The following is a 21,896-nucleotide window of genomic DNA, read 5'->3' on the forward strand; positions in this document are numbered from 1 at the left end:
TTTCGTTTTCTTTAGGGGCTATTTGGGTTTGATAAAGGGTCAACAAAGGGGGTGCAACAAGGGATAGCTCTTGAATATATCCATCAATTGCAGCATGATATCAACTATCAGAATCGGCATCACTTTCGTCACTTCTTGGGGAACTCCGAGGACCGCGAACTGTTTGGGGTCGGCAGTTGCGGCCACGACGATTCTAAATCCGTGAGATTCCCAAGCCAGTTTCTGGGATCCTGGGCCTTTCAAATCCTCGAGACCCTTCACCTCGTTATCCCTCAACGGAACATAAACGTGCGAGAACCACGCTATCGGAGAAGAGCAGAGAATCTGGATGGAATCCTGGATTTTCGCATAAGTCTCGGGCTCCATCTTGGAAAGTTCCGACATCTGGCTCTCGTAACCTGCCACCAGGGGATAGAACCCGATACTTTGGCGCAAGTATTGGCTGAACATGTCCTCCGAAGACGTCGGCATATTGTCGATCTGTTGATAGATGGCCTTAATCTGTGGAGTGAGGGTGGGAAGATTCGCTGCGGTAATGACCTTCCCTCCGTTGAGGGAATTGGCTGGTAGCCGAAGTAACATATCGCCGGAGTTCGAGGCGCTCGGATCGGTAGTCCTCACCAAGGCGTCGGATTTCTGGATCTGTTTTGGGAAAGATGGGTCTTCGAAAAGAGAGATCTTTCCTCCTCCGAAGAGGCCGTTAATAGCAGTGGTCGGTTGAGGTCGGAAGAAAATGAACAAAGTGGTAGCGTTGATAACTGCGATAACAATGATGAGGCCGATAATGCGTAAAACTTGTCCTTTCACAAATCACCTCCCAGTTTCGCGGTCTTTTCCAGGAGGTCTGATTGGGCTTCGATTTCGAGAATCTTATTGTTGTGGTAACCATCAAGTTGTTTTTGAAAAATTGTGTCAAGGTATTCCAAAGATTCTTGCGTGATAGCTTCAATTTGTTCCCGCTTAGTAGGTTCCAACATGACTCCGGAAAGCGAGACGTAGTTTTGCAAAATTTTTTGCAGCATGGGGAAATAGTATTCCAAGAAGTGCTCAGACTTGGACATCGCGGTGGGGTCGCTTTCCACGTAGCTAAGAATCTGCTTGCCGAGTTTCACTAGGTGATTTGTCTCTTTGCGGTAGTTGCGCATTCTAGAAGCTGTTTTTTGGATTTCTAAAAGCGATTTTCTGGCGGAGAGATCAATTGTTTCGAGTCGTTGAGATAACGCCTCATCATCAATCACCAGGTTCCCAAACTTCTTGTGGCGATGGTTCAAGAGCACTAACACAGTGAACAGAGCCACCGCGATTCCCGCAGAAGCAAAAAAGTTTACGTGCGCCCCCAAGGTGAGGCCGAGAAAAACGCCGACGGAGAGTAGAGCAAATAGGATAGCCATTAATTGTAACACCTCACTGTCTTGAAAGCGTTGTTCAGGTCTTTGGTTCTGTCAAAGACTCTTCATTTAGTTAGCTTAGCGGATTGGTCTAGCTGTTCGGGAGAAGCATCGCCGAACGTGATGGAAAATTGGCAATATCTAAGTTAACCCAGCGATATTGCCTCTGGAAGCGGTCAAAAGTCATGGCTCCGTTAGCCGCTCCATCGGTAAAACCACGATGGCGGGAGTCCACTCCTGAAGGTTGTTTACTTCGCTATACTGCCCTAGGGAAGCGGATATCGCCTCGTACATGGCGGTTCCTCAACCAACCGGATACCCCTTCGCCTTATTCAAAAGCGCGGAGGTCTTGGTGCCGGTAATCTTCCTAGAGTTACCCAACTCCGCGGCAAAAGGCAGAAACACAGAAATGTCTTGTTCTGTGTTTTAGAGGAAATATATCTTGGCGCGTTCCTGATTCCAGATTCGTTCCAGGGCTTGGAGCATTTTCTCATTGCCGCTACCCTCCATGGAACCGGAATAGTCAGGTAGGTAAACCGTCCGGGATGGTTTTTTTGAAGTAAGTCTCGTATAGGGTTAGAGCCTCATTAATGACATCCGCGAAGATGAATCTGATGGGGGAGAGAATCTTATTCGGTTGGATTGCCCAGTCTTCACGGACTACCTTTATATTATGCTTGCTTATAGCATTGAAGGCATTACATTTACCGGTATTTTGAGTTGATTTTGGCTGGAGTCTCCGGAGAGGACCAAATCAACCAGCCAATCCGAGGAACCGGAAGAAAGATTCACACCCGAAAGTACAGAAGTGATTTTCGATTTTAACTCTGGCTTAGTGAGATCGTGTTTGTGAGGCCGTTGGGGGTATTAGCAAAACCCGTAAGAAATGCGAGATAGGGAGAGGTTCCCGAGTTTGACTGGATAGCAGAAGTCATAGCGAACTTGAGTTCTCCTGAATCGATAGCAGCCCCGATTCAATTCATGATGACGTCATCTCGGCTTACGCATCCAAGTTTTCCGCCAGTGATTGTTTGATACCGAAGATAACTGGGGCGTTCGAAGTTGCTTCGGTGTGTTTGAGAATGTGGTTTTCATCTCCCATCGAAAGCCACCTGGTAGAAGCTGGCCAGACAGCATCATATTCAACCGTACTGTCTCGTAATAGATTCATAATATAGAGAGCGTCCATATAATCCAAAACAAACTTATTCCCTTTCCGGGTTTAGTGATAAAAACATGGCTCTAATTCACACCGTTGTTAGAATCGGGAATATTGAAAGAGCAGGCTTATAGTAAAATAGACAAAACAACGATTAAAGCGCTGATGCCTTCGACTACAATCAGACTATGAATAATACCCACACCCTTGTCCTGCTCCGACACAGTAAAGCCGGCCACGCGGCCACAGACTTCGAAAGACCCCTCACCGAACACGGACGAGAAACCGCGCGTTTGCAAGGCTCAGTTATGGCGCGCACCGTGGGAAAAATCGATCTGGCTTTGGTCTCAGCCGCTACCAGAACGCGACAAACCACCGAATACCTCCATTATGGCGGCCTGGAGATAGAGGCATTCCAATACGAACGCAGTCTCTACGCTAACAATAACGCCAGTGCCACCCTGGATCTTATCCGCGAGGTCGACGAAGAAGCCGACACTTTGCTTGTGGTTATGCATGAACCGGCCGTTTCTGAACTCGCGTTACGCCTTTGTGAACCCGAAGATGGTGCGCAAATCCTGACCCGCGGTTTATCCACCGCTACCTTTGCTTGGGGAACGCTAGATGTGCCATGGAAAGAGCTACATACCTGGAAACTCGGTGGATTGGTACCACCAAGCATGTAAAATTTTCTACATGGAAGCAACGGATCAAGAGCAGCGGACCTATATTGCGATTGATTTGAAATCCTTTTATGCCTCCGTGGAAGCCCAGGAACGCGGACTCGAGCCTTTGACCGCAAATCTCGTCGTGGCCGACGAGTCCCGGACCGAGAAGACGATTTGCCTCGCAGTGACGCCGGCTTTGAAAACCTTTGGGGTCCCGGGGCGACCGCGTTTGTTTGAAGTGAACCAGCGGGTGAGAGAGGTCAATCGCCAGCGGGCCCGCCGCGCTCCCGGCGGGAGGCTCAACGGCAAATCGATTTTTACGCCCGAGCTCGAAGCGAATCCTGGCTTGGCGGTGGACTATTTGATTGCTCCGCCGCGGATGAAGCTCTATATGCAGGTCAGCGGGGATATCTTGCGCCGCTATCTCTACTGGGTTTCCGCCGAGGATGTGCATGTTTATTCCATTGATGAAGTCTTTATTGACGCGACCCGCTACCTTGAGTACTACCGGCTCACCGCCCGGGAGTTGGCTACCGCAATGCTCCACGATGTTTATGAGCGCACCGGGATTACCGCCACCGCGGGGATTGGAGAGAACCTTTACTTGGCGAAGGTTGCCATGGATATTTTGGCAAAACACGCTCCAGGGGATTCGCACGGGGTGAGGTTGGCTGAACTTAGTGAGAAAACTTACCGGGAGCAGTTGTGGACGCATCGGCCCCTGACGGATTTTTGGCGCGTCGGGCCGGCTACTGCGCGGAAGCTGGAGGCCATGGGACTGCTTACGATGGGGGACGTGGCGAGGGCTTCGCTGGGGGAGCGCTATGACCGGCTAAATGAGGAGAGTCTTTATGAGACTTTCGGGGTGAATGCCGAGCTTTTGATTGACCATGCTTGGGGCTGGGAGCCGACCACGATTGCGGACATCAAGGCTTATAAACCGCAGACCAAATCCGTGAGTTCGGGTCAGGTTCTGCCGCGACCATATCACTTTGATGAGGCGCGGCTTGTGGTGCGGGAGATGACTGACGGGCTGTCCCTGGATCTTGTCAAAAAAGGCTTCACTACTGATCAGATTGTTCTCACCGTGGGATACGACGTGGAAAACTTGGCCACTGCGCAGCGAGCGGCGGGGTATCGGGGCGAAACAAAACTGGATAACTATGGGCGGAGGATTCCGAAAGATGCCCACGGGACAGAAAACTTGGATCGGGCCACGTCTTCCACGCGGCTCCTGCTTGAAGCGGTGACGCGGCTTTTTGAGCGGATTGTGGATCCAGCGCTTAGCGTGCGGCGCATGTATGTTTATGCCAATCATATTCAGTCGGAAAAGTTGTTAGATTCGAGCGGTGATCCTGTCGGTGAGCACGGGGGAAAACAGCTGGATTTGTTTACGGACTACGAGACCTTGGAGGCGCAGGCAGAGGAAGAAGAAGCGGATTTGGAGCTGGAGCGCCGCGGGCAGGAGGCCATTTTGGAGATTAAAGAAAAATTCGGGAAGAACGCGATTTTCCGCGGAATGAACCTCACGGAAGGAGCGACGGCTTTGGACCGGAATCGGACCTCGGGAGGGCACCGGTTATGAGTGAGGAATTTGTTCGTGGCGCTACGCCGACGGGGTCAGACCCTTCCGGCTCCGTTCCCTGCGGGCACTACTCCGGAGAGGTCCGACCCGTAGGCTCCGCCGACGGCGCGAGCACGAAATACGGCGACATTATTGACCTGCCCCACCACCAGTCTGCCACCCGTCCGCAAATGTCGACCCACGATAGGGCGGGGCAATTCTCCCCGTATGCGGCGCTGACAGGTTTCGGGAAAGTCATCGCCGCCACCGAGGAATCCATGAACGCTGAGCCCTAACCCACCCAATAGGTGTAGGTTTGAGGCCGAATTTTCCTAAGTTAAGTCACATATCGACCCGCTGACTACGCCGATTCCTGATTAACGGTTGATGAGGGTCGAGGTGGGGCCGGTGAGGTCGGCTCCCGCGGCCAAGTTTGGGAAGGGAATTCGCGCATCGGCGGCCTCCCGCAAGGCGGGTTTGGCCATATAGGCGATCCCGATGCCAGCGCGGCGAATCATCTTGATGTCATTTGCTCCGTCGCCCATCGCTACGCAAAGATCCGTGGAAACCCCGAGCTCGTCGGCCCAGCGTACCAGCGCAGCTTCCTTGGACTCGCCGGTCACAATCTCACCAAGCGGGCGACCCGTCAAGCGCCCGTCTTCAATCTCGAAGCGGTTCGCCAACACGTAATCAATCCCGATTGACTTCGCTTTCGGCTCGACTATCTCCATGAAGCCCCCGCTCACAACCCCGATTTTGATGCCGTAACGGTGGAAGGCCTCTACCATGTCAGCCGCTCCGGGGGAGAAATCATAGACTTCGCGAACCTCGTCTAAAACCGAAACGGAGAGCCCTGCCAGAGTCCCCATCCGGGCTCGCAGGGATTCGGCGAAGTCGAGTTCCCCGCGCATCGCGGACGCGGTAATCGCGGCTACCTCGTCCTGGGTTCCAGCCTTCTCGGCAATCATGTCGATGCCTTCGCCAGTAAACAAGGTTGAATCCGCATCCATCACAACCAGGGCCGGCCCTTGTAAAGCCATCTCTCCGGTGGTTGCGACAACGGCTAGATAGTCCAGCCCGAGATCTGCCTCGATAGCGCGAACCCAGTCGGCGCGTTCGTCCCGGGTCGTGGAACGCGCGGAAGGAATCAGCAAAGAATGGTGGCGAAGCCCCGCAAAGCCCGCGGAAGAGTTGAGCTGGAGCTGGTCGGCGCCCAAACCGTTGGCGTGCGCAACCGTGCTCATCCAGTCTTGGGGGGTGGGCCCAGCAAGGTGGTCTTCCCAGACACAGGTGAAACGGAGGGGGGAGGAATTGGTCATGGGAATAGTTTAGCGGCTGTGCCGTTTGGGGTCAGACCCTTCTGGCTCCATTCACTTCGTTCATTACGCCACCGCGACGAAGGTCGAGTGAAGTGCCGCGCTTGCGCGAGCATTTCCGATGCCAAGGAAGCGGTGTGTAATTTGCGAAGCAAATTACACACTGAGAGGTCTGACCAGCCGGCTTTGCTAGTTTTCGACTCGCCAGCCTTTGGGGACTACGGTGATTCCGCCGGGGCTGACGGTGAAGCCGCGACGCCGGTCCTCTTCGAGGTCAACCCCGATAGAAACGCCTTCTCCGACGTAGACATTCTTGTCGAGAATCGCGCGGTCTACCCGCGCGCGACGAGCCAAAACCACCCCGTTCATCAACACGGAATCCGACACATGCGACCAGGAATTCAACCTCACGCCCGGGGAAAGAATCGAATGCACACAGCGCGCTCCGGAAATGATGACCCCGTTGGAGACGAAAGAGTCGATGGCGTGGCCCATGCGGGAATCATCGCCATAAACGAATTTTGCCGGTGGCATCCGTCCATCGGTTGTCGTCATAATCGGCCATCCCGGGTTATACAAATTGAAAATCGGGTGGACCGCAATCAAATCCATGGAGGCTTCGAAATAGGCGTCAATCGTACCCACGTCACGCCAGTAGTCGCGGTCTCGTGGGGTAGAACCGGGAATCTCGTTCTTAATAAAGTCGTAGCATCCGGCCTCGCCGCGTTCAACAAAGAACGGCACAATATCCCCGCCCATGTCGTGGTTGGACTCCTCATTCTTGGCGTCCTGCGCCATTGCGTCGAGCAGGGCATCCGTGGTGAAAACATAGTTCCCCATGGAGGCAAGAATCTGGTCGGGGGCATCGGGCAGTCCCACTGCATCGGTCGGCTTCTCGCGGAAAGCGGTAATCTTCCCGCTCTCGTCGGCTTCAATAACGCCGAAAGAAGAGGATAGGGACAAGGGTTGGCGGATTCCCGCCACTGTCGCCGGAAACCCTGAGGCGATATGGGTATCAATCATCTGGGAGAAATCCATGCGGTAGATATTGTCCGCGCCGATAATCAAGACATAATCGGGGTCTTCATCATTGATGATGTTCAAAGACTGATAGATGGCATCTGCGGAACCCATGTACCAGTGCTTTCCGGTGCGCTGCTGGGCCGGCACCGGAGCAACATAGTTTCCGAGGATATTGGACATGTGCCAGGCGGTAGCAATGTGTCGGTCCAGGGAGTGGGACTTATATTGGGTCAGAACAATTACTCGGTTATATCCCGAATTCACCACGTTCGAGAGAGCAAAATCTATCAGGCGGTAGTGGCCGCCGAAGGGAACGGCGGGTTTAGCGCGATCCTCAGTAAGGGGCATCAGGCGCTTGCCTTCGCCACCGGCTAGAATAATTGCGAGAACTTTTGGATTAGACACGCTTCCAGCCTAAAAGAAATTTCCCAGTTTCGGGGCTTTTTCGAGGCCTATTTTCAGGCAATTTAAGATAGGTTAGTGAGAGCTGTGGTGGCAAGTTGCCACTGGCGATTAAGCAAGAGTGAGGCGAAGATGCGTGTTGATTTGATGACTCGGGAATATCCCCCGAAGGTTTACGGCGGGGCAGGGGTTCACGTTACTGAACTTGCCAAAGTGCTTCGCGAACGGGTTGAAGTACGGGTTCACTGCTTCGAAGGCCCACGCGTGTCCGGAGAAGAAGGCGGAGAATCTGGGGTTACCGGCTATGACTACTTGAGCGAGTTGGAAGACGCCAACGCCACGATTCGAACCCTGGGGGTAGACCTCACTTTTGTGCAAGGGGCTGAAGGCGCTGACATGGTTCATTCCCACACCTGGTACACGAATATGGCGGGACGGTGGAGCCAGCTCATGTATGACATCCCGCTGGTGATCACGGCTCATTCTTTGGAGCCGCTGAGGCCGTGGAAGGCCGAACAGCTCGGGGGCGGATACCGGCTGTCATCTTGGTGTGAAAAAACCGCCTATGAGGCTGCCGACGGGATTGTGGCAGTATCTCGGGCCATGAAGGACGATATTCTCCGCTGCTATCCCGCGATTTCCCCCGAGAGGGTTCACGTCATCCACAACGGGATTGACCTGGATTCCTGGGCGGTTTCGAATATCACCCCCGAATTTAGAAGCGAAGTCTGGAAATCCTACGGTCTGAAGGAAGGTCAGCCCACCGTGGCTTTTGTGGGCCGGATTACGTGCCAAAAAGGCGTGCCCTACCTCCTGCGAGCCCTTCGAGAAATCCCCAAAGACGCCCAGGTCATCCTGTGCGCTGGAGCCCCGGATACTCCCGAGATTATGGCCGAGGTGGAGTCGCTTGTAAAGGAACTCCAGGTAGAACGCCCCGGGGTGGTCTGGATTTCCGACATGCTGGATCGCCCGACCATGATTGCACTTTTGAGCGGGGCCACGCTTTTTGTGACCCCCTCGATTTATGAGCCCTTGGGGATTGTGAATCTCGAGGCCATGGCGGTGGGCCTGCCGGTGGTCGCTTCCGACACAGGCGGGATTCCCGATGTCGTGGTGGATGGAGAAACCGGCTACCTGGTTCCTCTCGAGCAGGTCAATGACGGCACCGGAAAACCCCTCCACCCCGAACAGTTTGAACACGACATGGCCGAGCGGATTAACGCGCTCTTGGCCGACCCCGCGAAAGCGGCCGCTTTCGGAGTCGCCGGCAAGAAACGAGCCGAGGAACACTTTACCTGGGAGGCCATTGGTGACAAGACCGTGGCTATGTATGAAGAAATCTTGGCAGGGCGCCGCTGATGCCACAAATTGCCAGATGCGAACACGTCAACCTGTGGCGCGGACAAACCCGAATCCTCGACAACATCAACTGGACGGTTTCTCTCGGTCAGCATTGGGTGGTTTTGGGGCCTAATGGGGCGGGGAAGACCTCTCTCGTGGACATGCTGGCGGGACGGATTTATCCTTCCCAAGGCAGCGTGCGGGTTTTGGATGAAACCCTAGGGCGCGTGGAGATAGCGGAAATCCGCCAGCGCGTGGGCTATTCTTCGCCGGTTCTTTCCGCCCAGATTCCAGGCGAGGAACGTGTGGAGCGCGCCGTGCTTTCGGCAGTCTGGGGGATGACCGCTTCGTGGCGGGAGCAATACGAGGACATCGACCTCGCGCGGGCGAACTCCTTGATGGAAATGTTTGAGGTCTCGCACCTGAAAGAACGCGAGTTCTATACCCTGTCCCAAGGGGAAAAACAACGCGTTTTGGTGGCGCGCGCCTTGATGATTGACCCGGAAATGCTCGTGTTGGACGAACCGGCGGCGGCTCTTGACCTCGGAGGAAGGGAGCTTCTCCTCGGGGGCCTTTCCGAACTGGCTCGAGACCCGAAATCTCCGGTGATGGTGATGGTGACGCACCACCTGGAGGAGATTCCGCCGGGATTCACTCACGCTTTGGCAATGAAAGAGGGGAAAGTGTTCGCCGCCGGACCGGTGGAGATGGTTCTCACCAGTGAAATTTTGAGCGAAATGTATGGGTTGCCGCTCCACGTGTCTCACTTGGAAGGACGATTTAGCGCTCGCATGGTTTCGTGAAAGGAACAAGATGGATACTCAGCAGGAACACGTAATCCGACAGGTCGGGGAGCGCGACGTGAAATACGTGCGGCTCATGTTTGTCGACGTCTTGGGCTTGTTGAAGTCCATCACTATCTCCCCGATGGAGTTAGAGCGCGCCTTCACCGAGGGAGTCGCTTTCGACGGATCTTCGGTGGAGGGCTTCACCCGCATTAGTGAATCAGACATGTTGCTGGTTCCCGACGCCTCCACCTTCCAGATTGTGCCCTCTCTCGGAAGCGCGACGACCGATCCGGTGGGGCGCATGTTCTGTGATGTTTTCAATCCGGACGGCACCCGTTCCCACTCCGACCCGCGCTACGTGCTGGAGCGCACCATGGAGCGAGCCAACAAGTTGGGCTTCGTTCCCTACGTTCACCCCGAGATTGAGTTCTATCTATTCAAAATGCCGGCGTCTCTTGAGGACGAACTCATCCCGATTGACCGCGGCGGCTACTTTGACCACGTTTCCGGTGGGCTCGGAAATGAATTCCGTCGGGACGCGGTGCGCGCCTTGGAAGAACTTGGGATTTCGGTGGAATACTCCCACCACGAAGGCGGACCGGGACAAAACGAAATCGATTTGCGTTCGGTAGATGCCCTGTCGTGTGCCGATAATTTCGTTACCACTCGCGGTGTTGTAGAAGAAATCGCTTTGTCGCAAGGGCTCATGGCCACTTTCATGCCGAAGCCGGTGATAGATTTCCCCGGAAACGGGCTGCACCTACATTTCTCTTTACACGAGGGGGATCAAAATGCTTTCTACGACCCGGGAGCGGACTATCACCTTTCCATCGTCGGGCGACAGTTCACCGCCGGTTTGCTCCATTACGCGAAAGATATTTCCGCGATTGTCAATCAGCATGTGAATTCATACAAGCGACTGTGGGGCGGAGATGAGGCCCCCGCTTTTGTCTGCTGGGGTCACCACAACCGCAGCGCGCTGATTCGGGTGGCGGACCATAAGCCGGGAATCCACACTTCGACACGGGTGGAATACCGCGCCCCGGATCCGGCATTGAACCCCTATCTGGCTTTCGCTCTGATTATCGAGGCGGGACTGCAAGGGATTGAACAGCGGATGGAACTAACCGAAGAAGCCGAAGACAATGTGTGGGAGATGAGCGACGCGGAGCGCAAGGCCGTCGGGATTTCCGCGCTGCCGCGCTCCTTGGAAGACGCGATTCGCTATCTCGAGGAGTCTTCCCTGGTGCCGGCGGTTCTCGGGGAAGAAGCCTTCGACTTCGTTCTCCGCACGCGCTTGGCGGAATGGACCGATTACCGGCGCCAAGTCACGGCTCAGGAAAAACGACAACTGCTTCGGCTCCAATAAAGTCATGTTTTCTCGACTCATCTTCAAGAGGGCTGTTGTCTAACTCAGTCATCAAGTCGCCACTTAGGCGCCTAAGCTCTAGTTAGGAGGAATCATGGCTCGTGAATATTCGCTGACGACAGCCTTGTTGACTGCCGGCATCGAAGAAGTGGAGCACGCCAAAAAACTCCTCACCGCCATTATTCAACTTGCCCCCGCTATTGACTCTGAGGCTCTCGTCGACGGCCTCGGAGAGGTGGCGGATCCCGATTTGGCCTTGCTGTCCTTGGAACGAATCTTGAACCAGGAATCGCGGACTCCCCGCGGCGCTCGCGAACTGCTGCAGTCCCGCCAAGTTGGAGGGCGCACACTACGTTTACTGGGGTATTCCGAGTTTTTCGGCAACTACCTCGCCACTCACCCCGAGATTCTGGAAGTGCTAGAAGACGACCCGGAACCGTCAGCGTTCGCGAAGCGCCTCTTGGAATCGGTGGACGCCTCCAACCTTGCGGATGAAGCCAACCCCTGTTGGGTCGCGGGAGAGAATGCCGACGTGCTTGCTTTGCGCCGCGCCTATTACACCCAGCTAGCCCAGATTGCCGCCACAGATTTGTCCCATGTTGGGGTGGAGTCAGCAAAGGCGCAGTTCGAATCCACTTCCAGCGCCATCTCGTGGCTGGTGGATGCCGCCTTGGAGGCGGCTTTGGCTTTGGTGCGCCGCGACCTTGACCCGCAAGGTGAGGTGGCTTTCACCGTCATCGCCATGGGGAAAACCGGCGCCCAAGAACTCAACTACATCTCCGATGTGGATGTCATCTATGTGGCGGGGCCGCGAACTTCCTCCCAGTTACCGCCAACCCTGGATGCCCAAGAGGCGCTCGAACGAGCCACTGAAATGGCTATTGCCCTGGGAGCTTACTGTTCGGCAAGCCGCGAAGAACCAGCGCTGTGGGTCTTGGACACGGCACTTAGACCGGAGGGGAAGGATGGGGCGCTGGTGCGCCAACTCGAGTCCCATCTGGAGTATTACGAACGCTGGGCGAAAGCCTGGGAGTTTCAAGCGCTGTTGAAGGCGAGGCCGGCTGCGGGAGACCGCGAACTGGGAGAGAACTATCTCCAAAAAATCCAGCCTTTTGTGTGGAAGGCTGTGGAACATGAGGGTTTCGTGGATGAAACTCGCGCCATGCGTCGGCGGGTGGAACAACTGTTGGATCCGAAAAAAGCGGGTCGCGAAATCAAGCTCGGCATCGGGGGCTTGCGGGATGTCGAGTTCACGGTGCAACTGCTGCAACTTGTCCACGGGCGGGTTGATGAAAGCCTTCGCGTCAGATCCACCCTCGACGGCTTGAATGCGCTGGTGGCCGGTGGCTATATCGGCCGCGATCAGGGCGAAGAACTGGCAGATCATTACCGTTTCCTGCGGGTGATTGAGCACCGCAGTCAACTCGGACGGATGCGCCGGACGCACCTCTTTCCGCAAGGCGCCGAACTGAGGCGGGTCGCGAAATCGATAGACCCGCTGGTTTATCAAAGTGGCAGTGATCTCGAGGAAGCCTGGGAGACGATTCGCTCGCGAGTTCGCGCACTTCACGAAGAAATCTATTACCGGCCTTTGCTGCCGGCAATGGCGAAACTCACCGCCGGAGAAGCCAGCCTGAATCGCGAGGACGCGGCCTCTCGGCTCCAAGTCATTGGCTACCGCGACCCGAAACGAGCTTTGGACCACATCGAAGCCTTGACTTCCGGCGTGTCTAGGCGGGCCGCGATTCAACGGCAACTCCTGCCGGTGTTGCTGGGATGGTTTGCGGGCGGGGTGAACCCGGACGAAGGTCTGCTGGCTTTCCGGCAGGTCTCCGAGGCTTTAGGAGATACCCACTGGTATTTGCGCCTCCTGCGGGATTCGGGCACCGCTGCGCAAAGGCTCACGACTTTGCTGTCCTCCTCGCCGCTGATTGCCCAGTTGCTGCCGGGAAACCCCGACGCCGTGGCGTGGCTTGATGACGATGCCGACTTGGCTCCGCGGAGTCGCGAAGAGCTGGAGACGGAGATTCTAGCGTCCTTTGAACGCCAACCAGATCTGAATCGGCGCGCCCAAAGGCTTCGGGCCGTGCGGGGTCGCGAGCTGCTGCGTTGCGCGATGGTGGATGTTCTCCAAGGAATCGACCCGATGCGCGGAGCGACAACGCTAGGGGCTGTAGGGCAGGCCGTTTTGGCCGGAGCACTCGACCTCGCAATTCGCGCACTGGCCTCAGACTCCGGCACTCCCGTAAGAGGCGGTTCTAACGCTACCGGAAACGCAGACCGTTTACTGACCACCGGCCCCCACGCCGACCACCTCATCGTTGCCATGGGACGGTTCGGGGGAGACGAAAGCGGATATGCCACCGATGCAGACGTGGTGTTTTACTATGTGCCGCTAGACCCTTCCGAGGAGGGTTCTCGTCAAGCAGCAAGTGAAGCCCGTAATCTCGTCGCTAAAGTTCGCAAGATTCTTGGGGGAACCGATGCGGGGGCTTGGGAGGTTGACACCGACTTGCGTCCGGAAGGAAAGTCCGGACCGGCCGCGAAAGACCTTGGCACGCTCGCGGAATACTTTGACCGCTGGGCTGCCGCGTGGGAACGTCAAGCGCTGCTTCGAGCCAATCCGATTGTAGGAACCCCGGAGATCCGCAAACGATTCCTTGAGATTGTCGATCCCATCCGCTACAGCAGACCGCCCACAGATAAAGAAATCAAAGAGATACGTCGGCTCAAGGCGCGGATGGAGACGGAGCGGCTCGGTGCCTCAACTCTCGGGGGTTTGGGGGCCGGTAGGGGTTCCGGTTCTCAAACCAACCGGCACGTGAAACTGGGACCCGGGGGGCTTTCCGATGTGGAGTGGTGTGTGCAACTGTTGCAGTTGCGTTTTGCGGAGTCGACTCCCTCCCTTCGGACGACCTCCACCCGCCAGGGCCTGCAGGCGGCCTGGTCGGCGGGGTTGCTCGATCCGGCTGCAGCCCGAGCCTTAGACGAGGCGTGGATGTTGGCCACGCGGATTCGCGCAGCAAATGTTTTGGGTTCGGGGCGAACCAAAGGGAAAAGGCTTGACATGGTGGCGACCGATCGCCTCCTGATTTCGACTGCGGCGTTGCTGGGTTATTCCGAAGGCTCGCACCAAGATCTATTGGAGGATTGGATGCGCACTGCCCGTTTGGCTCGCGCCGTAGTGGAACGAGTTTTCTACGAGTAAGGCGAGTCTTTGTCTGCGAGCAAAAACTCACTTTCGGACAGAGTGTGAAACAATGAGCACGTGAAGCTAGTTTTGATTCGACATGGACAAACCGATTCCAACTTGAGCGGAGCCTTGGACACGGCCTTTCCCGGTCGTCCTTTGAACGAAACGGGCCAAGCCCAGGCCGAGGCATTGCCGAAAAAATTCTCTCGCCTGGTCGGAGCGGAACCGACGAGAATCCACGCTTCTTTCATTTTGCGAGCCCAGCAAACGGCGGCTCCCTTAGCCGCAACTTTCGGACTCGAGGTCCAAACCGATGAGGACTTGCGCGAGATTCTGGCGGGGGACTTGGAGATGAAAACCTCGCGAGAAGACACCCAGGTTTATCTCAACACCGCGATTGCCTGGGCGACCGGCTCCGACTTTGATTTGCGGATGCCGGGCGGGGAGAACGGCCGGGAGACTCTCGAACGTTTTGACCGCGGTATCGAGCGTCTCACCAAGGGCTTGGGGGAGAACGACGTGGCGGTGGCCGTTATTCACGGGGCGATTATGAGAGTCTGGGGCGCGCAGCGACTGCGCGGTTTGACCCTGGATTTGATTGCGCAATTCCCCTGTCAAAATGGTTCTATGACCGTGGCGGAAGGATCCCCAGAAACGGGCTGGGATTTGAAACTCTGGTCTGACCAGCCGCCTGAGACTTGGCCGGTGGTTCCGGGGGGAGAGGCTCGCACCTCCAAAGAGACCCGAGAAATCCTCGAGAAGATGCTCTACCGCTAACAATCCGTGAGTGTTATTAGAGGGTCCCTGAATCAGCGTCATCTAGAGTTGGTCAGACGGGCTCGTGGGAAAGTCGGTAGGTAACTCGGTGGGAAAATCGCTAGGCAGGTCACTGGGGGCTCCGGAAGGAGTTGACAGTTCTTTCAACTGATCTAAAACCGAAGGGTCGCTTGTCATTTGCGACAACGAGTTCATCATCCCCGCCATGAGTGCAAAGAATGACGCGATTGCAAATATGCCTATAGCAATTCCGATAACCGAAAGAATCACGCTCGTGATACTCATGGCTCTCCCCGAGTGGGCGGGAAGCTTATTCGCTTTCACGATACCGACTATTCCAAGAATTAGTCCCACTAGACCGTAGATAATGGCCAGTGGCGCAATCGCGAACAGGGCGATGCTAGAGATACCGGTAGTGAGGGCGGCTGCCGAAATGCAGTTGCAGGAAGAAACGGGAGCCGGAGCAACCGGAGTGGCGTTGCCCCAAGGGGCTCCACCAGGTGTTACAGGAGCCCCCGCAGGATAAGCGGGATATGTCGCTGAGGGGCCGGCTGGAGAAGGGGGATAGGGCATTGGTGAATTTGGCTGTGGAATCAGCGCTTGATTGGACCTGAACCCCAGAGCGCCGGTGGGTTCGGGGGAGTGGTTGGTGGGGGCAGCGAATGGATTTTCATTAGACAGTTGTAGAATCTCCAGAATATGTTCTGACAATCACAGTATTTCGCATTTTTCAAAAAATGTCAACAGGAGCTAGGGGCTGTAAATTTATCCGCGACGATACCGCCGGATAGAATACAAGGGATTGGTTCGAACTGTTAGGAATGAAACAACCGGTGTACATTATCTGGAAACTCATTGTGATTGAGGCTCTTATCATCGGTTTTCAAAGCCTGCTTTATTTCGGGTCTGAACTGCTGCAACACAATTTCCATGACGTGTCTCGGCCCGTTGATCGACGAATCCCTCTCGTTCCGGCCTGGGTTTTCCCCTATTTCCTGTGGTATCCCGTCCTGGCAATTTTCCCCTTCACCCTGTATTTTTTTTCGCGCGAAGACTACATTATCTCCCAGGTGGCGTGGCTGGTGGCAGTGGTGGTGAGCACGGTCATTTATCTGGTATATCCCACGACATTTGATCGCCCGAAGCCACCGAATACTTTCTCGGGGAGGTTTTTGGTGTGGATTTACAAGGCGAGTTTTCGCGGGATTAACTGCGCGCCGAGTCTGCATTGTTCCACGTCATTTATTATACTGGCGGTTTCACTGGGTGCAGCGGAGCTGCCGCTGGTGGCACGGGTGGTTTTCGCTGTGATTGCTGTAGGTATCGTAATCGGCACGTTATTCACCAAGCAGCATGTCGTGATTGATGTCGTGAGTGCGATACCGATCGCCGTTTTGGGGCTCTCGGTGGGCTGGTCAGTGGTCAGCCAGGGGCTGACCGAGGCGATTTTAGGGCCGCTAGGGCTCTAGTCCCCAATAGCAAATGCCCTTTAAGGGGATTAATTTGCAAATAATTTCAGAAAGTTCCCCTTAAACGGCATTGAACGCAAATTATTGAACCTTTAGAGCACCTTGGAGATGAACTCGCGGGTACGAGCCTCCTGGGGATCATCGAGAACCTCGGCGGGTTTACCCATTTCGACGATTTGCCCGCCGTCCATGAAAGCCACATTGTGCCCTACTTCGCGGGCGAACCCGATTTCGTGGGTGACTACGACCATGGTCATGCCTTCACGTGCCAGGTCTTTCATGACTTGGAGGACTTCTCCGACGAGTTCGGGGTCAAGGGCGGATGTCGGTTCATCAAAGAGCATGAGGTCCGGATTCATCGCCAACGCTCGCGCGATGGCAACCCGCTGTTGTTGACCGCCCGAAAGCTGGGCGGGATAGTGATTGACGCGATCAGCCAAACCCACGCGGTCAAGCAGCTCCAGGGCTTGCGTGCGTGCCTGCGCCAGTGGAGTTCTCGAAACGTGAACCGGAGCCTCCATCACATTTTGCAAAGCCGTCTTGTGAGGGAAGAGATTGAAACGCTGGAACACCATCCCGATACGCTCGCGCTGGGAGGAAACCGCTTTGTCCGGCAAGTGTCGCAAGACAGTGTCGTGGCCGGTCAGGGCGCCGGTACGCTGGTACCACTTGCGAAGCAACCCGCCGGTCGGAGCCGGAGTTTCCGACAACCCCAGAAGCTCTCCATCCAGGTAGATTCTTCCCGCACTGATTTCCTCCAGCTGGTTGATACAGCGTAAAACCGTGGACTTTCCCGACCCCGAAGGCCCAATCAGGACGCAGACTTCTCCCTTGTGGATGTCGAGATCGATGCCCTTCAAGACGTGGAGATGACCGAAATATTTATGCACTCCGCGCAGCGCGACCATCGTCCCTGCGACATCGGCGGGGGCTGGAATCGTGTTATTTGTCTCACTCATGGCGTCACATCCAAAAATGCTCCCGGGTTAGCTTCGGCGAAGTCGGCTTCCTTGACTCGACGCTTGACGCGTTTATCGTTACCACCCTTGTTGAATCCTTTCCCGAAATATTTCTCGAGATAGAACTGGCCCACCATCAAGATGGACGTGATGAGGAGATACCAAATCGCCGCACAAATCAGCATCGGCACCGGCAAGAACGATTGCCGTCCCAGTGCTTGGGCCGCGAAAGTGAGTTCCATCGTGAAGGGAACGGCGGAAACCAGGGAGGTGGTTTTCAACATCGAGATGGTTTCGTTGCCGGTCGGGGGGACGATGACTCGCATAGCTTGGGGGATAATGATGCGTCGCAACACGAGCCCGCGTTTCATCCCGAGAGCGGTGGCGGCCTCCCACTGGCCGGCATCTACCGAGTTCAAACCGGCACGAACAATTTCGGCAAGATATGCGCCCTCATTCAAGCCAAGGCCGAGAATCGCCGCCCACAACACGTTCCACACCAGGTTAATATCCACTGTTAGGGAGCCGACCCCGACCATGGGGTAGAGGGTCGGCAACAATCCCCAGAAAATCAACTGGGTGTAGATCGGGGTGCCGCGGAAGAACCAGATGTAGAACCACGCCACCGATTTCAAAACTGGATTGGGGGACTGGCGCATAATGGCCATGGTCACCGCGAGAATCACCCCGATTATCATGGCAGCGATTGTCAGGAGCAAGGTGAAACCGATGCCGCGAATAATCGTGGGGTGGAACAGGTTCTCCCAGACTTTATCCCAGTGATAGTTGGGATTCGTGAAGAGGGAGTTGACAATGAGGACGACAATGACCGCTACCACGACGACACTGATCCAGCGGCCCAAACGGAATACCGGACGGGGGTGGTTGCGTTCCAAAAAGTCACTCATTTGTTATCGATTCTCTAGTTTTTATTGCTCGCGGTCGAAAATAGGTTTTATTGCTCGCCTGCAAAAAACTCATTATCTTGCGCTGAAGGGTTACTTCACCGAGGTGTTGAGTTTAATCTCGGGGTAGAGCCCACCATCAGCTCCGTAGAGAGCCAGAATTTCCTTCATTTTCCCGGAAGCCATCAAAGAATCCATAGCGGCTTTTACTGCCTTGGAGAGTTCCTGGTTTTTGTTGTTGACCACGATGGCGAGAGGTGCGGAGTCAAAAATTTCTCCAGAGATTTCCAGTTGTCCGTTGGCTTTCTTCACGTTGAAAGCCGTCACCGGATCGTCAGCAATGAAAGCATCGTACTGTCCGGAAATCACCTTCGGAATGATGTTGTTCAAAAGATCCTCTTTTTTGACATCAATCTCGGGCTTACCTTGAGAAACGCAATCTTGATTCAGCTTCGGAAGGAGCTCGGTTTCTTGGTAAGTGCCGGTTTGAACCCCCACAGTGGTTCCACAAGCATCGGTCGGATTGAAACCGCTCGGATTGCCTTTAGCGACTGCGTAAAGCGTCCCCATATCCTTGTAGGCCAGCATGTCATAGGCCTGAACCCGCTCATCGGTGACGGTGAATCCGGAGGCACCAATGTCATAAGTCGAGCCCACCTTCGGAAGGAGAGCCGCAAAAGTCTCGGTGGTCGTGGTTCCGTCAGACAGTCCCATGGTCAAAGCAATGGCCTTCACCATGTCCACTTCGGCACCGGTCGGGGTCGTGCCGTCGTCTTTCAGCATTTCCAAGGGGGCGTAGTCGGTAGACGCTCCGTTGCGCAAAACATCGCGATCCTTGATGTCTTTCGGAACCAAAGCCTCGACTGCGGGATCGGCTTTAATAGTCGAAAAGTCGAATTCGGTAGCGGCAGACGGTTGGTTACTCATCGTGTCAGTCGGTCCGGAGGTTGTTTCCGTTCCACCGGTGCCACTTCCGCAAGCGGTTAAAGCTAGAGCCAAAGCGCCAAAAGCGGCGGGAATCGCAAGATTACGCATATTATCTCCTCGTTTGTAAAAAACTAACAGTAATAAATTTACACATCTATGTAAATTTATGCAACTAGATTTAGTATTTTTCGGAGCAGGGGAGAGAAGTTATCCGTAGAGGGCGCGGCGATTCGGGCGAACTTTCATCGGGTCAATCCCCTTCGGAATGGGTAAGCCATCCTTGCGGTGGAGGGCTTTCAAACGCTTGACTACCGCGGGAATTTCGTGGCGAGACAAGGCCTTGGGGAATTTATAAGCTGTCTTCAAAACCTTTTCGAGGCGTACCTGTTCAGCGCCGGTACCGGCCTCGATGGTGTGAATCGGAACCTGCGAGGCTACTCGAGAAGTCTTTTTCACTTCATCATTCAACAACCTCGTGGCGCGACCATGCGGTCCTTCACTGACCAACAAAATGCCCTGCGGCCCGACGAAACGCCACACCAAATCTTGGTCCTTGTTGACCGCCACCGGTTCCGGTTCGGCTACCCAGGAGCGACGAATCATCTGCGACAAAGCGCCGACCGAACCCTTCACATTTTCAATCTGGCGCAACATGGCCTTGGATAAAAGTAGCGACAACCACAGCATCGGAACCAGTAAAAGCAGGAGCACCGTCGTGATGGCTCCCCAAATCCAGGATTTGGAAAGCACCATATAGACGATATTTCCTCCGATTGTCAGGAGGAGTGTTCCCAAGATAGCCCAGGTGACCCAGGGGAAGCTCCGGTGGACAATAGTGTAGGAATCCTTGAGGTTCTGGATAATGTTGCGCTTCTTCGGGGCGCCGGCGCCTTTAGCGCCACCCGCTTTGGTGTTATCAGTTTTCTTAGCCATCAGGCCTATCTTATGTGTTTTTACCATCAGCTTGAAACCTTGCGCCGGCTCGTTCGGAGGAGTTTTCCACAGGTAGCGAATTCGGACTAGCATTTTATGGGCTATTGAGTTATATATTTAGGTATGAATATTGATGGGTATGTTTTATATGAGCCAGTTGGCTTTGGGGCTAAAGGTCCTCTGTGGCGCTGCGTGGATGCTCAAGGTCGAGTCTCTGCTTTACAGGTTCTCGGAACTTCGCTTTCTGCGGACTTGGAAAAACGAGTGGAGGTGCTCCGGAAACTCGACAGTCCCTATGTGGTGGAGGTGCAACAAATCCGGAAGGCCACCGACGGGCGTTTCGTTATCTTGTACGAATTCCTGGAGGGACAAAACCTGGAGATTCTTCGTGCGGGCCAGCGGCTCGGCTCCGCGCAACTGAACTTCATTGGGCTCGCGTTGGCCAGGGGGCTTGCCGACCTCCACGCGGCGGGCCTTACTCACGGGGATATTTCTCCGGCCAACGCTGTCCTCACGACTCACGGTCGTGTGGTCTGGGTCGACGTGTTGGGAAGTCCGGAGGGAACCACCTTGGCCTTTAATGAGCCACTCTCACAACCGACTCCCGCAGACGATGTCTACGCATTTGCTCAGATGATGTCGGGGCTGGGGATGGAGCCTCGTTTACTGGGTGAGGCCCTAAATCCGGATTCCACCAAGCGCCCTACCGCTATGGCGCTCGCAAAATCCTGGGAGAGCCTTCCGCGAGCCGGAGTGGGAATGCTGTCGGGAAGCGAGTTGATGGCCGCAAAAATGCGAGCCGCGGGACGAGACGTCACCACGACTTTAGTCGGGAAACGCCGGCAGCGCCTTAACTACGAAAGCGCTAACGCGGCGCGAGAAGAACGTGAACAGGCACGGGCTTCGCGTCCACAAAGAGAGGGGACGCAGGTTCGTCCGTCCCGTTCTCGCGCTTATCAATCAGCAAAACAGCCCCGAATCTTGAAGATTGCGATTCCGAGTTTGGCGGGAGCCGCCTTCGCTCTGGCGCTTGTGTTGGTGGTGCCGCGGTTTCTTCCTCCCGCGGTCGCTACCGGTGAACCCGCGAGGGAAGCCACGTCAGCGCCACAACTTCCCGCCCCCGGCGAGATTCTGGAGACGCCTTTGAGCCCCGAGTCCGAGGACGTTTCGGGGGAAAGCCCTAGTCCTCGGGAGGCGGCTCCCTCACCGGGCGCGTCAACGAAACCGGAGGGGACACCCTCGCAATCGGACACACCGGTTCCGGACAGTCTCCTTCCCTCGGCTGACTTTGAGAAATCCGGAGCCGAAAACCTGCTTGAGACCGGATCTATCACGAATGAGAACGAGGCACTGGCAGTCATGCAGGAGATTCTAAATCGGCGCGACCGTGCGATTGTGGAGAACGATGCCAAGGCTTTGGGTGCTCTCACTGTAAAAGACTCCATAATCAGTCAAGCCGACAGCGAGCTCCTGGCCCAGTTACGAAGGAGCGGGACCAGCATTTCCGGTCTCGCCACGGCGGTCAAGGACGTGGTGATAGTGGAGGGGAAAAATGATCGAATCCGCCTGCGGGTGACGCTTTTACAGGGCGCCTACACACAGACGGATCGACTCGGGAATCAACACCAAATCCCGCCACTAGCGGAAGTTCACCAAGAAATCACTTTGTTGAGCCATCCTTGGCGAATCGCTAGCGTCGTGAGATTGGATTGAGA

19 protein-coding genes are annotated in these 21,896 nt (G+C 55.3%); 10 read left to right on the top strand and 9 right to left on the bottom strand.

Features of this window, described 5'->3' with window-relative positions:
• Window positions 1–39 precede the first annotated feature (39 nt).
• Both FYJ63_RS00460 and FYJ63_RS00465 read right to left on the bottom strand, forming a co-directional pair.
• Window positions 40–807, bottom strand: coding sequence for a hypothetical protein (locus FYJ63_RS00460; protein ID WP_154542702.1), 768 nt, complete (start codon window positions 805–807; stop codon window positions 40–42).
• Window positions 804–1,391 carry a 5-bromo-4-chloroindolyl phosphate hydrolysis family protein gene (locus FYJ63_RS00465; RefSeq protein ID WP_154542704.1) on the bottom strand — a complete coding sequence of 196 codons (588 nt, stop codon included), beginning with the start codon at window positions 1,389–1,391 and terminating at the stop codon, window positions 804–806. Before FYJ63_RS00465 ends, FYJ63_RS00460 begins: the two co-directional genes overlap by 4 nt.
• A gap of 1,344 nt (window positions 1,392–2,735) precedes the next feature.
• Here FYJ63_RS00465 and FYJ63_RS00470 point away from each other — a divergent pair.
• The 3 genes from FYJ63_RS00470 to FYJ63_RS00480 are packed head-to-tail and all read left to right on the top strand — an operon-like array spanning window position 2,736 to window position 5,075.
• Complete coding sequence (locus FYJ63_RS00470; protein WP_154542706.1) at window positions 2,736–3,233, top strand: SixA phosphatase family protein; 498 nt, start codon at window positions 2,736–2,738, stop codon at window positions 3,231–3,233.
• Window positions 3,234–3,243: 10 nt separating this feature from the next.
• A complete protein-coding gene (locus FYJ63_RS00475) occupies window positions 3,244–4,800 on the top strand; it encodes a Y-family DNA polymerase (protein WP_154542708.1) in 1,557 nt (518 codons plus the stop codon).
• Complete coding sequence (locus FYJ63_RS00480) at window positions 4,797–5,075, top strand: hypothetical protein (protein WP_154542710.1); 279 nt, start codon at window positions 4,797–4,799, stop codon at window positions 5,073–5,075. Before FYJ63_RS00475 ends, FYJ63_RS00480 begins: the two co-directional genes overlap by 4 nt.
• An 81-nt stretch (window positions 5,076–5,156) precedes the next feature.
• On the opposite strand, the gene serB is transcribed toward FYJ63_RS00480, so the two are convergent.
• Together serB and glgC are read right to left on the bottom strand one after the other, a co-directional pair.
• Window positions 5,157–6,023: a phosphoserine phosphatase SerB gene (gene serB / locus FYJ63_RS00485; RefSeq protein WP_338106764.1), complete on the bottom strand. Its 867-nt coding sequence runs from the start codon at window positions 6,021–6,023 to the stop codon at window positions 5,157–5,159.
• Window positions 6,024–6,284: 261 nt separating this feature from the next.
• The gene (gene glgC / locus FYJ63_RS00490; RefSeq protein ID WP_338106765.1) at window positions 6,285–7,523 is read right to left on the bottom strand and encodes a glucose-1-phosphate adenylyltransferase; all 1,239 of its coding nucleotides are present in this window, start codon (window positions 7,521–7,523) and stop codon (window positions 6,285–6,287) included.
• A gap of 129 nt (window positions 7,524–7,652) precedes the next feature.
• Here glgC and glgA point away from each other — a divergent pair, with 129 nt between their 5' ends.
• From glgA to FYJ63_RS00515, 5 genes are all read left to right on the top strand, one after another.
• On the top strand, window positions 7,653–8,879 hold the full coding sequence (glgA, locus tag FYJ63_RS00495) for a glycogen synthase (protein ID WP_154542714.1): 1,227 nt from the start codon (window positions 7,653–7,655) through the stop codon (window positions 8,877–8,879).
• On the top strand, window positions 8,879–9,664 hold the full coding sequence (locus FYJ63_RS00500; RefSeq protein ID WP_154542716.1) for an ABC transporter ATP-binding protein: 786 nt from the start codon (window positions 8,879–8,881) through the stop codon (window positions 9,662–9,664). The genes glgA and FYJ63_RS00500 overlap by 1 nt, the downstream gene beginning before the upstream one ends.
• Window positions 9,665–9,674: 10 nt before the next feature.
• Window positions 9,675–11,018, top strand: a complete 1,344-nt coding sequence (locus FYJ63_RS00505; protein WP_154542718.1) for a glutamine synthetase family protein — start codon at window positions 9,675–9,677, stop codon at window positions 11,016–11,018.
• A 94-nt stretch (window positions 11,019–11,112) separates the two neighbouring features.
• Window positions 11,113–14,226, top strand: coding sequence for a bifunctional [glutamine synthetase] adenylyltransferase/[glutamine synthetase]-adenylyl-L-tyrosine phosphorylase (locus tag FYJ63_RS00510; RefSeq protein ID WP_154542720.1), 3,114 nt, complete (start codon window positions 11,113–11,115; stop codon window positions 14,224–14,226).
• Between the two features lie 60 nt (window positions 14,227–14,286).
• Entirely contained in the window at window positions 14,287–14,988 is a 702-nt protein-coding gene (locus FYJ63_RS00515) for a histidine phosphatase family protein (RefSeq protein WP_338106766.1), read from the top strand.
• Window positions 14,989–15,030: 42 nt separating this feature from the next.
• On the opposite strand, the gene FYJ63_RS00520 is transcribed toward FYJ63_RS00515, so the two are convergent.
• Entirely contained in the window at window positions 15,031–15,699 is a 669-nt protein-coding gene (locus tag FYJ63_RS00520; RefSeq protein ID WP_154542722.1) for a hypothetical protein, read from the bottom strand.
• A gap of 110 nt (window positions 15,700–15,809) precedes the next feature.
• Between FYJ63_RS00520 and FYJ63_RS00525 the strand changes: the two genes are divergently transcribed.
• Window positions 15,810–16,457: a phosphatase PAP2 family protein gene (locus FYJ63_RS00525; RefSeq protein WP_154542724.1), complete on the top strand. Its 648-nt coding sequence runs from the start codon at window positions 15,810–15,812 to the stop codon at window positions 16,455–16,457.
• 92 nt (window positions 16,458–16,549) lie between these two features.
• On the opposite strand, the gene FYJ63_RS00530 is transcribed toward FYJ63_RS00525, so the two are convergent.
• The 4 genes from FYJ63_RS00530 to FYJ63_RS00545 form a co-directional block, all read right to left on the bottom strand.
• Window positions 16,550–17,416, bottom strand: a complete 867-nt coding sequence (locus tag FYJ63_RS00530) for an amino acid ABC transporter ATP-binding protein (RefSeq protein WP_154542726.1) — start codon at window positions 17,414–17,416, stop codon at window positions 16,550–16,552.
• On the bottom strand, window positions 17,413–18,324 hold the full coding sequence (locus FYJ63_RS00535) for an amino acid ABC transporter permease (protein WP_154542728.1): 912 nt from the start codon (window positions 18,322–18,324) through the stop codon (window positions 17,413–17,415). Before FYJ63_RS00535 ends, FYJ63_RS00530 begins: the two co-directional genes overlap by 4 nt.
• 90 nt (window positions 18,325–18,414) lie before the next feature.
• Entirely contained in the window at window positions 18,415–19,356 is a 942-nt protein-coding gene (locus FYJ63_RS00540; protein WP_154542730.1) for a transporter substrate-binding domain-containing protein, read from the bottom strand.
• 99 nt (window positions 19,357–19,455) lie between these two features.
• On the bottom strand, window positions 19,456–20,181 hold the full coding sequence (locus FYJ63_RS00545; RefSeq protein WP_229769824.1) for a DUF4191 domain-containing protein: 726 nt from the start codon (window positions 20,179–20,181) through the stop codon (window positions 19,456–19,458).
• 123 nt (window positions 20,182–20,304) lie between these two features.
• On the opposite strand from FYJ63_RS00545, the gene FYJ63_RS00550 reads away from it, so the two are divergent.
• Window positions 20,305–21,894, top strand: coding sequence for a protein kinase domain-containing protein (locus FYJ63_RS00550; protein ID WP_154542734.1), 1,590 nt, complete (start codon window positions 20,305–20,307; stop codon window positions 21,892–21,894).
• Window positions 21,895–21,896: the final 2 nt, after the last annotated feature.

Source organism: Mobiluncus porci (genome assembly GCF_009695935.1).
Taxonomy (GTDB): Bacteria; Actinomycetota; Actinomycetes; order Actinomycetales; family Actinomycetaceae; genus Mobiluncus; species Mobiluncus porci.